Below are 11,603 nucleotides of genomic sequence, written 5' to 3'. Positions count from 1 at the left end.
CGGGCCGGCACCCGGGGGGGCCCCCCCCCCCCCCCGCCGCCGGCCGGCCCGCCCCCCCCCCCCCCCCCCCCCGGGGGGGGCCCGGGGCCCCCCGGCCGGGGGCCCCCCCCACGTCCGCGGCGCTACCGCTTGAGCTTCCAGACCGGGGCGGTGGCGATCGCCTTCAGCTGGTCGTTGGTCAGCGCCGGGGTGCTGCGGGTCGCCGGGGTCCGCTGGCTGCCGCTGTTGAACGCGCTGATCACCACCCGCAGGCCGTCGGCGTGCAGGGTGTCGACCGTCCACATACCCGGGTTGCCGCCCTCCTTGCGGACCACCACCTTGGTGCCGTCCGGCTGCGTCTGGGCGCCGCCGAACAGCTGCTCCTTGGTCCCGTCGTCGCGGGACCAGTCCTGCACGTTGATCTGCACCATGGACTTGCCCTTGCCGTCGTTGACCACGAAGTTGGCGTAGCCCGGCTGTCCGTCGGCCTCCGACTCGGTCAGCCCCTTCGGCAGCAGGCCGGCGACGATGCGCAGGATCTCGTCCTGGCCGTACTCCTTGCCGGTGTCCGGGAGCTTGACCGGCTGCGGCTCCGGAATCGCCGCGACGACCCGGTCCCAGGACTTGTCGGTGACGATCGCCTTCAGCTGCTCCGGCGACAGCGGCGGGGTCGGACGGCTGTCCGGCCGGCCCTTCTCGGCCGGGGAGTTCCACTCCGACAACTCGATCTGGCGGCCGTCCTGGCCGATCAGCTTGGCGTTCCACCACTTGGTGGTGGCCCGCTTGTCCGGGTACTCGTAGCCCTGCAGGACGGTCAGCGAGCCGCCGCCCGGCAGGCTGGTGGCGGTGCAGGCGTCGTAGGGGACGAGCTTCTTGTCCGGGCAGGTGTTCTGCGCCCGGTTCGGGTCGTTCGGCGCCAGGCGGCCGAGCGAGATGCCCATCGCGGCCTTGCCGTGGCCGTCGTCGAAGACCAGCGAGGCGACCGCGCCGGTCCCGCCGCCGGACGGCTTGCCCGGCACGGGCTCGGTGCCGGTGCCGTGGCCGTCGGTGGTCTGCCCCTGGGGCAGCAGGGCCTGGAAGGCGGCCAGCACCTCGTCGCCGGTGACCGCCGGCGCCGCCGGGGCGGACGCCGAGGAGGCCGGGGCCGCCGAGCCGCTCCCGCTGCCGCCGGCGGTGGTGGGCGGGGCGGCCGCGGGCGCCGTGCTCGGGCCCGACGAGGAGCCGGTCAGGTACACCGCGCCGGTGCCCACCAGGGCCAGCGCGGCCGCGCCGCCCACCACCGCCGCGGTCGAACGGCGGCGCCAGCGGCGACGGCCGCGCCGGTACCCGCCCGCGACCAGGTCCGCCTGCTCGGCCTGCTCGGTGCGGAAGCCCTCACCGGTACGGGTGATGGCGTAGAGAAGATCGTCCTCGAACTTGTCCGGCTCGGGCATGGTTGGTCACCGTCTCCTTGCGTCGCGGAAGTACCGGAAGTGGTCAGCGGGTGGCGGTCGGCGGGTGTCGCGGGAATCGTTCAGCGGCCGGCGAGTTCGGCCAGCGAGTCGCCGAGCAGGGTGCGCAGCCGGGCCAGTGCCCGGGTGGTCCTGGTCCGGACGGCCCCGGAGGAGACCCGCAGCACCTCGGCGGTCTCCTCGACGCTGCGGTCCTCCCAGTAGCGCAGCACCAGCACGGCGCGGTCCTTGGCCGGCATCCGCCCGAGCGCGTCGAGCAGGGTCAGCCGCAGACTGCTGTCCGCCTCGTGCCCCTCCGGCTCCGGCAGGGCCTCGGTCGGGCGCTCGCCGCTGGAGCGGCGGCGCTGCTGGGCGATGAAGGTGCGCACCATCACGGTGTGGGTGTAGGCCGCCGGGTTCTCGATCCGGGCCCGGCCGCCGGTGAAGGCGCTGCGCCGCCAGAGCACGTACATCCGGCCGAGGGCCTCCTGGACGAGGTCCTCGGCATAGTGGGTGTCCCCGCTGGTGAGCAGACAGGCCGAGCGGTAGAGGTGTCCCGTCCGGCCGGCGACGAGTTCCAGGAACTCGGCGTCCTTGGTCTCACGACCGCCCCCGGTCCGCCCCATGCGTGCCGCCCCCCGTGTCCGCGCTCCCTGACGCTTCTTGGATGCGGCGAGCAGCCCACGATGTTACAGACGTTTCGGAGGATTCCTCTGCGCACTCCCCGGACGCCGGGCGGACGCTGCGCACACGGATCAGTCGGCGGACCTGCGGCGGTGGTCACGCAGAACGACGCCGCCGCCGATGAGCAGCGCGACCAGCAGCGCCCCGACGCCGAGGACGTACGTCGCGGTGCGGCCGTCGCGGTCGGCCTGGGTCTCGCCGAGGCCGACCGGCCGGGGCACGATCGGGGCGGCGGCCAGTTGGACGGGGGCGTCCGGGGTGGCGGTGAACGGCGCGCTCTCGGGCGCCTTGGTGACGGCCTTGACCGGGTCGACCACGCCCCAGCCGATGAACTGGTCCGGGTCGCGCCGGGTGCGCTGGGCGGTCTGCTCGATCCAGGCCCGCACCTGGGCCGGCTTCCAGTTCGGGTGGGCGCCGACCAGCAGCGCGGCGAGCCCGGAGACGTACGGGGCGGAGAAGCTGGTGCCGTTGTCGACGCACTGGCCGCCCCTGGGGACGGTGGAGAGCATGTCGACGCCGGGTGCGGCGACCTTCACGAAGGAGCCGTACTGGGAGAACGGGGCGCGCTCGTTGTTGCGGTCGGAGGCACCGACGGCGAGCACGGTCGGGAACGCGCCGGGGTAGGTGTCGCCCTCCTTGCCGTCGTTGCCGGTGGAGGCGACCACCACGATGCCGTTGTCCTCGGCGGCCTGGACGGCGGCCTTCAGCTCCTGGTAGCCGCCGAAGCCCGCGGTGCCGGCGCCGCGGACGTCCTGGGAGATGTTGATGACCTTGGCCTGGGCCCTGATCGCCTCGTTGATGGCCTGGACGAGCGTGGAGACGTCGCCGTTGCCGTCGCTGTCGTTCTGGCGGATCGACAGGATCATGGCGTCGGGGGCGAGCCCGACGAAGCCGGTCCTGTCGTAACGGCGGGCGGCGATGATGCCGGCGACCTTGGTGCCGTGGCCGACCGGGTCGTCCTTGGACGTGCCCGGGATCCTTTCCTTGGTCTCCCGGTTGACCAGCAGGCTGGGGCCCTCCACGACCTTGCCGGCCAGCTGCGGGTTCTGGTCGTCCACGCCGGTGTCGATGACCGCGACGGTCACCCCCGCGCCGGTCGTCCGCCCGCCCTGCCAGAGTTCGTCGAGCAGCAGCCGCTGCAGCGACCACGGCACGGTCGCGACGTCCGGCGCGGACTTGGGGCAGTCGCCGGCGGCGGCCAGGCCGGGGCCGTCGGCGTACGCCGGGGCCGCGAGCGGACCGCCCAGCACGGCGAGCGCGGCCAGTGCCGCCGCCGCCTTCCGGTACCCGCGTCCGGACACCCTGCCACCCCTCATGTCGTCCACCCGTGCCGCGCGTCGGGGGCGGGCACCCGGAGTCCGGGCACCCGCCCCCTGACGTTCCCGCCCGGAACGCGCGGTCAGGCCTGCCAGAGCTTGGCGTTGTTGTTCTCGGTGGTCTTGTAGCTCTGCGCGGCGTTGTCCAGCGAGGTCGCGATCTGCGCGCAGACCTTCTGCAGGTCGGAGGCGCGGGCGTCCCACTGGGCCTGGTGGGCCTGGTAGCCCTGCTGGGCCGCGCCCTGCCAGCTGGCGGCGATCCGGTTGACGTCGCCCTTGAGGTCGTTCAGCAGGTGGTCGATGCGGCCGGCCGAGGCGCGCACCTCCTCGGCCGCGTGGTGGACGGTCTCGAAGTTGACGAGGATGTGGTCGGACACGATGTCTCCCTTGACGAGGATGCGGAGCACCCCGCGCTCAGCCGCGGGCGCCCCACCGAGCGGAAGGTCGGAACAGAACGGTGATCGGCGCGGTGCGGCTGATCAGCTCTGGGCGTTGGAGAACAGCGCCTTCTGCTCCTCTTCGGTGCTCGCGTAGTGCTTGGTGGTCAGCTCGATCGCGTGCTGGATCGCGCTCAGCGACTCCTTCAGCTTCGCGATGTCGGTGTTGACCTGGTCCTGCAGGGTCTTGTAGGCGGTCGCCGCCTGACCCTGCCAGCCACCGGTGATGCCGTCGACCGTGCTGATGAGCTTCTGCCGCTCGGCCTCGATCTTCCCGATCGCGTCCTCGATCCGCTTGGCGAAAGCCAGCATCTCCTGCGCGGTCATCGTGAACTGACCCTGAGCCATGCTCCACCGTCCCCCATGAGACAACCATTGCGTACACGGAGGGCCTTGCAGCCCACCTGCCACATCACCCGAGTGATGTCCAGGAGCACTGTAGTCGGCACACGCAGCTCACCCAACACCGAGCACGGAGGAGTTACCAGACCATGACACGGGGGCCAAGTCCGGTGCCCGGCTTGGTCGATCAGGCGTTCTGCGGCTGGGCGGCGCTCTTCGCGGTCAGCGGCGGACCGGCCGGGACCAGGTCCGACCACTCGCGCGGGACCGGGAGCGGCTGGACCTCCTTGTAGCCCAACCGGGCCTGGTTGGCGCCCGATTCGTCCTGCGGGGGCTGCTGCTGGTCCGGCGCGGTGGTGCTCGGCTGCGGGGTGGGCGTCCTCGGGACGCCGCCCTGGCCCGGCTGCGCGCCCGGCGAGGCGGTGGCGCCGCGGCCGCCGTCGCCGTTGGACGGGACGGAGTAGCGCAGGCCGGTCTCGGTGATCAGGAAGTCGGTGCCGGAGCCGCCCGCCGTGTTGTCCAGCGCGCGGTAGAAGAGGCCGTGACCGGGCGTCACGTACGCGGCGCCCGCGCCGTTGTTGTACGCCGCCGGGTAGGAGGTCCCGGCCCAGACGCTGCGCCGGGGCGTGCGGCCGTCCTCGGCGACGCCGTCGAAGGTGCTGCAGACGACCAGGCGCGCGTCCTGCCGGTCCTGCCAGTTGTTGGCCGGCGCGCCGGACTTCAGCGGCCAGTCGTCCCCGGTGTTCGGCAACCGGGTGTCATTGCCGAACGAGGCGTGGTCGGCCGGAGTCATCTCGTCGCTGCGAGGCCTCTTGTCGGCGTCGTACTTGTAGAGATCCTGGTAGGCCGGGTTCTGCCGGATCAGCTCCGCCTGGAACGGCGTCACCAGGTAGAGCCGGTCCTTGCCGACCACGTAGTGGCGGTCCTGGTAGTGCACCAGCCGGCCGATCCGGCGGTCGGACTGGTTGCCCAGCGCCACCGAGGAGTTGGGGTTCGGGCTGTCCGCCACCCCGTCGATCTTCGGGAAGGTGATCGGGCTGCCGGTCACCAGGGTGTCCAGCCACTCGCGCTTGACCCGCTGCGGCACCGCGTTGGGCCCGAAGACCGCGGTGATCAGCGCCTTGCGCTCCTTGTCGTCCGCCTGCGCCGAGCCGATCCCGTGCTTGCGGCCCTGCGCGTCGACCAGGAAGACCTTCGCGTCCCCCGGCCTGGCGGCCGGCTGGCCCGGCGCCGGCTGCGCGGAGACCTGCTGCTCGTCCGCCTGCTGCACCAGCAGCAGCTGGTCCTGGCCGAGCATCCGGCCCTTGGCCCCCAGCGCCGCCGCGTCCGGACCGGCCGCCACGAACACCGCCTGGTTGACGGTCTCCTGTTTGTCGTCCGAGCCCGGGCGGTCGCAGACCGACCACTTCATCGGCTTGTCCGCGTTGTCCCTCGTCGGCAGCTTGTCCGGCGCGTACGGGATGCCGATGGTCGGGCCGTGGTTGGGGTAGCTGTCGAGCACCCCGTCGTCGACCACCACCACCTTGGCGTCGGCCGGCAGCACCAGCCGCGCCGAGGACATGTTGAGGACCTGGTGCAGGCGCTTGGTCCTGCCGTCCGGGTCGATCAGCACCACGTACCGGGTGGTCGACTTCTTGCCCTGGACGACGTTCTTGCCGTCGTCCCAGTGCAGCGGCGCGCTGGGCTTGAACACCCCCCACAGCCCGAACCCGGCGACGACCACGGCCCCGGCCAGGACGCTCGGCAGCACCGCCTTCACCGGGCGCGGCGCGTCCTCGTCGCTGCCGCCGCCACCGGGCAGCAGGAAGGCCCCCACCGTGCGCTTGCGGGCGAAGGTGTACGCGTTCAGCTCGTCCCGGCGCGATGCCATCCTCGTCGTCCCCCTTGTCGGACATTGTCGGACCGGCCTGCCCCGCCGCCCGCACCCGCCGGGCGCGAACCCGCACGAACCCTCTACGATGCGGCAGCAGACGGTGAGTACGGTACGGGTACGGTCCGCGAACCATCCAGCCGGGCCGCGGCAACTGAGCAGAGAGGGTCACCCGGGGGATGCCAGACCAGACCGCCCCAGGACGCCGCGACTCGGCAGCGGGCGGGAGGTCGCGCCGCTCCGGCCGGGCGCAGCGCGTCGACCCCGCAACCGGGACCGCGCCCACGCAACAGCCCGGCGGCGGGCCGGTCCAGATCCCGGTCAACCCCCGACCCGGCCTACTCGGCGGCCGGCTGAAACTCCAACAGCTCGTCCTGGTGGAGGTCGCGGCGGCGCTGGTCGCGGTGGGCTGGACGATCAGCCGACCGGTCGCCGCCGGCTTCGGCGCCGTCGCGCTGGTCCTGGTCGTCCTCGCCGTGATCCCGCTGCGCGGCCGGACCATCCCCGAACTGCTGCGGGTGCGCGCCGCCCTCAGGTCCCGCCGCCGGCGGGCCCGCGGCACGCTGCCGCCGGCCGGCACCGACCCGGCGCTGGCCCCGGCGCTGGAACTCGAACCGGCGCTGCGCACCTGCACCCACGCCACCGAGGCCGACTTCGGCGGCCGCCCGGTCCGCCGGGAGACCGGCATGGTCGGCGACGGCACCTTCCTCAGCTCGGTGCTGCTCGTCCAGGCCAAGGACCAGCCGCTGCGCCCGGTGCGCACCGCGCTGCCGCTGCCCCTGGACGTGATCTGCTCGGCGCTGAAGGTGGACGACATCACCCTGGAGTCGGTGCAGCTCGTCCAGCACACCCAGCCGGCCCCGGCCCCGCACCTGCCCGAGCAGTCGCTGGCCGCCCGCGCCTACCGGGAGCTGCCGGACGGCACCGCCACCCCGGGGCTGCGGCTGACCTGGGTGGCGCTCAAGCTCGACCCGGAGCGGGCCGCGACCGCCGTCCGGGCCCGCGGCGGCGGGGAGGAGGGCGCCCGCAAGGCGCTGCAGCGGGTCACCGACCAGCTGGCCGGGCGGCTCAACAGCGCCGGGTTCAACGCGACCGTGCTGGACGAGCGCGAGCTGATCGCCGCGCTGGCCATCTCCACCTGCGCCAACCCGCTCGCGGTGGCCGGGCGCCAGGGCACCGGCAGCGGCGGCGGCACCACCCGCCGCACCCAGGAGAGCAACCGGTTCTGGCGGATCGACGACCGCTGGCACAGCACCTACTGGATCTCCCGCTGGCCGCAGCTCAGCCGCCCCGGCGGTACCCCCGGCCGGATCGCCGCGCCGGACCTGGTCAACCTGATCACCGGCTCCCCCGCGCTGGCCAGCACCTTCAGCCTGACCGCCGGCCGCGGCACCGGCGGCTCGGTGACGGTCAGCGGGCACCTGCGGGTGACCGGGCGCAGCGAGAGCGAGGTGACCCAGGTCGGCCGCCAGGTGGAGGCCCGGGCGCAGGGCGCCGGACTCGGCCTGGTCCGGCTCGACCTGGAGCAGGCCCCCGGGGTGCTCGCCACCCTGCCGCTGGGAGGAGCGTCCTGATGGCGTACCAGACCTATCCGACCCCCGGGCCGCAGCGCGGCGCCGAGCAGCCCCGGGCGCGGACGCGGATCCTGCCCGGCTTCGGGCTGCGCGGCCCGCGCCGGGAGAAGCACGTGCTCGACGCCGCGGACCTCGGGGCGCTGGCCTTCCCGGTCGGCGACGACGGCGTGGTGATCGGCGCCGACCCGCAGGGGCTGCCCGCGGTGCTCGGCCTGTTCCGGCCCAGCGCATACGACCTGGTGCTGGTCGGCGGCGTGTGGACGGCGCAGGTCATCGCGCTGCGGGCGGCCGCGATCGGCGCCCGGGTCGCGGTGGAGACCGCGCGCGGGCAGCTGTGGGGCCCGCTGGCGCAGGCCGCCGGCGGCGGGCAGCCGTGCGTGACGGTCCACCAGGTCGGCCGGCTCGGCCCGCAGGGTGCCTCGGTGGCCTCCCCGGTGCTGGTGGTGCGCGACCTCGGCGCCCGCCCGCCGCGCAGCCGGCTCTCCGCGGCTCCCTGGCAGACCACCCTGACCCTGCTGCCGTACCTGGGCCCGAACGCGGCCCGGGTGCTCAACGCGGCCGACCTGGTGGGCGTGCAGCGGATCTCCCCGCAGGAGGCGGAACTGACCGGCCGGGTGCTGTCCCTCCCGCCGGAGGACGTCGCCGCGCTGCCCACCCTCGGCGACGACCTGACGCTGTGGGCCACGCGGATGCGACGTCAGTACGTACGGGCCGTGGCCGGGCAGGCCGAGCAGCAGGTTCTCGGCGGTCCGCGCCGGATGGACTGAGCGGCGGCGCCGGGCCCGGAGGTCCGCTCCGGATCCGACGCCGCCTTCAAGAGGGGTTGCCGCACGGCCTAGTCTTTGATGCGGCAACGGCACCGCGGAAACAAGCGGCGGCGAACACGAGGGAGCCCTAGTGAGCAGCGATCGGGACGGCGTCTACGTCGGCGACAACGCGGCGGAGGACGACGACGACTGGTCCGACGCGCCCGACTACACTCCCCCGTCCTGGTACGTCCAGACGGACGCCGTGCAGACGCCGCCGCAGCCGCCGACCCCGGTGGCCGAGGCTCCGCACGTGGACAAGGCCGCACCGGCGGCCCAGCCCCCGGCGGCCCAGACCCCGGCTCCTCAGACCCCCCTGGCGGCTCAGGCCCCGGCCCCGACGCCGGATCAGGCGCCCGCGCCCGTCCAGGCCGCACCGCCCGTCCAGCCCGCCCAGGCCGAGGCGCAGCACGTCCCGTTCCCGGCACCCGGCCCCACCCCGGGCTGGCCGACGGCGGAGGCCCCGGCGCAGCCGCAGCCCGTCCCGGCTCCGCAGCAACCGCCGCAGCCGTACGCGTACCCGAGCCCGGCCCCGCAGCCGGTGCAGCCCGCCCAGCCGGTCCCGCCGCAGTCGTACGCGCAGCCGCCCGCGCAGCAGCTGCCCCCGCAGCAGCAACCGCAGGACCCGCAGGCCGCCGCATGGGCTGCCCAGCCGCAGCCCGTACAGCCGCAGCAGCCGCAGCCCGCCGCGCCGGTGGACCCGCGCCAGGGCGGCTGGCCGCAGCCCGCCGGCTATCCGTCGGCGCCCCAACCCCAGCCCGGGCCGCGGCCCGGCGCCGCGCACCCGTGGCCGGCGCAGGACGCCGCCGTGCCGCCGCCCGTCGCGTTCCAGCAGTCCGCCGCCCCGCAGCAGGTCGCGCACGGCGCGCCGCTCGGCTACACCGCCGCGGTCGAGCTGTCCTCGGACCGGCTGCTGCGCAGCCAGCCCAAGCAGCAGCGCCAGCAGCCGCGCTTCCAGTTCGGCGGCAAGGCGGCGGCCGCCGAGAAGTCCCGCAAGCTGGAGATCATCCGCACCCCGGTGATGAGCTGCTACCGGATCGCCGTGATCAGCCTCAAGGGCGGGGTCGGCAAGACCACGACCACCACCGCGCTCGGCGCGACCCTGGCCAGCGAACGCCAGGACAAGGTGATCGCGATCGACGCCAACCCGGACGCCGGCACCCTGGGCCGCCGGGTCAAGCGCCAGACCGGCGCGACCATCCGCGACCTGGTGACGGCCATCCCGCACCTGCGCAGCTACATGGACATCCGTCAGTTCACCTCGCAGGACCTCAACTCGGGCCTGGAGATCCTGGCGAACGACGTCGACCCGGCGGTCTCGACCACGTTCAACGACTCGGACTACCGCCAGGTCATCGAGGTGCTGGGCCGCCAGTACCCGATCATCCTGACCGACTCCGGCACCGGCCTGCTGTACAGCGCGATGCGTGGGGTGCTGGACCTCGCCGACCAGCTGATCATCGTCTCCACCCCGAGCGTGGACGGCGCCTCCAGCGCCTCGACCACGCTGGACTGGCTCTCCGCGCACGGCTACGCGGACCTGGTGCAGCGCAGCATCACGGTGGTCTCCGGGGTGCGCGAGACCAGCAAGATGATCAAGGTCGAGGACATCGTCGCGCACTTCCAGACCCGCTGCCGCGGGGTGGTCGTGGTGCCGTTCGACGAGAGCCTGGCGGCCGGCGCCGAGGTCAACCTCGACATGATGCGGCCCAAGGTCCGCGAGGCCTACTTCGAGCTGGCCACCCTGGTCGGCGAGGACATCATCCGGGCCCAGCAGGCCGCCGCCCAGCAGTCCGGATGGCAGCAGCAGGCGCAGGCGGCGGCGTACCCGGCGCAGGCCGGCCAGCCGCAGCCGCAGCCGTACACGGGGCAGGCGGGGCAGGCGGGGCAGCCGGGGCAGGCCGCCCAGCCGGCCCCCGGGGCGCCGTGGGCGCCGCAGCCCGGCCAGACCCCGCCCGGGTACGGCTACCCGCAGCAGCCCCCCGCCCCGGCGGCCTGGCCGCAGCCGGGCGCCCAGCAGCCGCCCGCGCCGCAGCCGGGCCCGGGCTACGGCTACCCGCCCGCCCAGGGGCAGCCGCCGCAGCCCGCCCCGCCGGCCCAGCCGGACGGCTGCCAGCCGCCGCCCGGGTACGGTCCCCCGCAGCAGTGACGCCGAAGGGCCCGCCGGACACGGCGGGCCCTTCCCCGTGGCGCGGCGGCGCTCAGGCGCCGTCGGTCAGCTCGCGGGCCTGCTTGACGTCGTCGGCCATCCGGTCGAGCAGCGCCTCGATGGAGTCGAACTTCTCCATCCCGCGCAGGTAGGCCAGGAAGTCCACGGCCACGTGCAGCCCGTACAGGTCCAGGCCGACCCGGTCGATGGCGTACGCCTCGACGGTGCGCGCAGTGCCGTCGAAGGTCGGGTTGGTGCCGACCGAGATGGCGGCGGGCATCCGCTCGCCGTCCGCGGTCAGCCAGCCCGCGTACACGCCGTCGGCCGGGATCGCGCTGTACGGCACGGTCTCGACGTTGGCGGTCGGGTAGCCGAGTTCACGGCCGCGCTGCGCGCCGCGCACCACCACGCCCTCGACCCGGTGCGGACGGCCCAGCACCTCGCCGGCGCCGGCCATGTCCCCGGCCTCGACCAGCCGCCGGGTCAGGGTGGAGGAGAACGGCTCGCCGGCCCCGGCGGTGCCGCTCACCTGGAGGTCGACCACCTCGACGTCGAAGCCGGCCGACCGGCCCAGCTCGGCGAGCAGCGCGACGTCCCCGGCGGCCCGGTGCCCGAACCGGAAGTTGGGGCCCTCGACGACGGCCCGGGCGTGCAGCGCCTCGACCAGGACCTGCCGGACGAAGGTCTCCGGCGACTCCTGGGACAGCTCCGGGGTGAACGGCAGCACCAGCACCGCGTCCACGCCGAGGCCCGCCATCAGCTCGGCGCGGCGCGCCTGCGGGGCGAGCAGCGCCGGGTGGCTGCCCGGACGGATGACCTCGCGCGGGTGCGGGTCGAAGGTCACCACGACCGCGGGGAGGCCGAGTTCGCGGGCGCGCTCGACCGCCCGGCCGATGATCAGCTGATGCCCGCGGTGCACCCCGTCGAACGAGCCGATGGTGACGACGCTGCGTCCCCAGTCACCGGGGATCTCCTCCAGGCCACGCCAGCGCTGCACCCTGACCGCTCCTTGTTCC

10 protein-coding genes are annotated in these 11,603 nt (G+C 74.5%); 3 read left to right on the top strand and 7 right to left on the bottom strand.

Features of this window, described 5'->3' with window-relative positions; genetic code table 11:
- Window positions 1–122: 122 nt before the first annotated feature.
- The 6 genes from ACIO5E_RS37940 to ACIO5E_RS37915 all read right to left on the bottom strand — a co-directional run bounded on the left by ACIO5E_RS37940 (window position 123) and on the right by ACIO5E_RS37915 (window position 6,058).
- Window positions 123–1,412 carry a hypothetical protein gene (locus tag ACIO5E_RS37940; RefSeq protein ID WP_400676803.1) on the bottom strand — a complete coding sequence of 430 codons (1,290 nt, stop codon included), beginning with the start codon at window positions 1,410–1,412 and terminating at the stop codon, window positions 123–125.
- An 80-nt stretch (window positions 1,413–1,492) separates the two neighbouring features.
- Window positions 1,493–2,035 (bottom strand): SigE family RNA polymerase sigma factor, encoded by a 543-nt coding sequence (locus ACIO5E_RS37935; protein WP_400676802.1) that lies wholly within the window; start codon window positions 2,033–2,035, stop codon window positions 1,493–1,495.
- 129 nt (window positions 2,036–2,164) lie between these two features.
- Window positions 2,165–3,409, bottom strand: coding sequence for a type VII secretion-associated serine protease mycosin (gene mycP / locus ACIO5E_RS37930; RefSeq protein ID WP_400676800.1), 1,245 nt, complete (start codon window positions 3,407–3,409; stop codon window positions 2,165–2,167).
- An 83-nt stretch (window positions 3,410–3,492) separates the two neighbouring features.
- Window positions 3,493–3,786, bottom strand: a complete 294-nt coding sequence (locus ACIO5E_RS37925) for a WXG100 family type VII secretion target (protein ID WP_400676798.1) — start codon at window positions 3,784–3,786, stop codon at window positions 3,493–3,495.
- A gap of 102 nt (window positions 3,787–3,888) precedes the next feature.
- Window positions 3,889–4,194, bottom strand: a complete 306-nt coding sequence (locus ACIO5E_RS37920) for a WXG100 family type VII secretion target (RefSeq protein WP_280685381.1) — start codon at window positions 4,192–4,194, stop codon at window positions 3,889–3,891.
- A gap of 181 nt (window positions 4,195–4,375) precedes the next feature.
- Window positions 4,376–6,058: a type VII secretion protein EccB gene (locus tag ACIO5E_RS37915; protein WP_400676796.1), complete on the bottom strand. Its 1,683-nt coding sequence runs from the start codon at window positions 6,056–6,058 to the stop codon at window positions 4,376–4,378.
- A 179-nt stretch (window positions 6,059–6,237) separates the two neighbouring features.
- On the opposite strand from ACIO5E_RS37915, the gene eccE reads away from it, so the two are divergent.
- The 3 genes from eccE to ACIO5E_RS37900 all read left to right on the top strand — a co-directional run bounded on the left by eccE (window position 6,238) and on the right by ACIO5E_RS37900 (window position 10,587).
- The gene (gene eccE / locus ACIO5E_RS37910; RefSeq protein WP_400676794.1) at window positions 6,238–7,632 is read left to right on the top strand and encodes a type VII secretion protein EccE; all 1,395 of its coding nucleotides are present in this window, start codon (window positions 6,238–6,240) and stop codon (window positions 7,630–7,632) included.
- Window positions 7,632–8,399 carry a hypothetical protein gene (locus ACIO5E_RS37905; RefSeq protein WP_400676792.1) on the top strand — a complete coding sequence of 256 codons (768 nt, stop codon included), beginning with the start codon at window positions 7,632–7,634 and terminating at the stop codon, window positions 8,397–8,399. Before eccE ends, ACIO5E_RS37905 begins: the two co-directional genes overlap by 1 nt.
- Before the next feature lie 130 nt (window positions 8,400–8,529).
- Window positions 8,530–10,587: a MinD/ParA family protein gene (locus tag ACIO5E_RS37900; RefSeq protein WP_400676790.1), complete on the top strand. Its 2,058-nt coding sequence runs from the start codon at window positions 8,530–8,532 to the stop codon at window positions 10,585–10,587.
- Window positions 10,588–10,639: 52 nt separating this feature from the next.
- Here the strand turns inward: ACIO5E_RS37900 and ACIO5E_RS37895 are convergent, their stop codons facing one another.
- On the bottom strand, window positions 10,640–11,584 hold the full coding sequence (locus tag ACIO5E_RS37895) for a bifunctional riboflavin kinase/FAD synthetase (protein WP_400676788.1): 945 nt from the start codon (window positions 11,582–11,584) through the stop codon (window positions 10,640–10,642).
- Window positions 11,585–11,603 lie beyond the last annotated feature (19 nt).

The sequence above is a fragment of the Kitasatospora sp. NPDC087314 genome (assembly GCF_044744365.1).
Taxonomy (GTDB): domain Bacteria; phylum Actinomycetota; class Actinomycetes; order Streptomycetales; family Streptomycetaceae; genus Kitasatospora.
The sequence above is the reverse complement of the archived record's forward strand: the minus strand, read 5'-3'. Positions and strand labels throughout refer to the sequence as shown.

Bases quoted from the DNA above. Each gene is read 5' to 3' on its own strand.
- ACIO5E_RS37920 (WP_280685381.1), bottom strand. From the start codon at position 4,194: ATGGCTCAGGGTCAGTTCACGATGACCGCGCAGGAGATGCTGGCTTTC.
- eccE (WP_400676794.1), top strand. From the start codon at position 6,238: ATGCCAGACCAGACCGCCCCAGGACGCCGCGACTCGGCAGCGGGCGGG.
- ACIO5E_RS37940 (WP_400676803.1), bottom strand. From the start codon at position 1,412: ATGCCCGAGCCGGACAAGTTCGAGGACGATCTTCTCTACGCCATCACC.
- ACIO5E_RS37905 (WP_400676792.1), top strand. From the start codon at position 7,632: ATGGCGTACCAGACCTATCCGACCCCCGGGCCGCAGCGCGGCGCCGAG.
- ACIO5E_RS37935 (WP_400676802.1), bottom strand. From the start codon at position 2,035: ATGGGGCGGACCGGGGGCGGTCGTGAGACCAAGGACGCCGAGTTCCTG.
- mycP (WP_400676800.1), bottom strand. From the start codon at position 3,409: ATGAGGGGTGGCAGGGTGTCCGGACGCGGGTACCGGAAGGCGGCGGCG.
- ACIO5E_RS37915 (WP_400676796.1), bottom strand. From the start codon at position 6,058: ATGGCATCGCGCCGGGACGAGCTGAACGCGTACACCTTCGCCCGCAAG.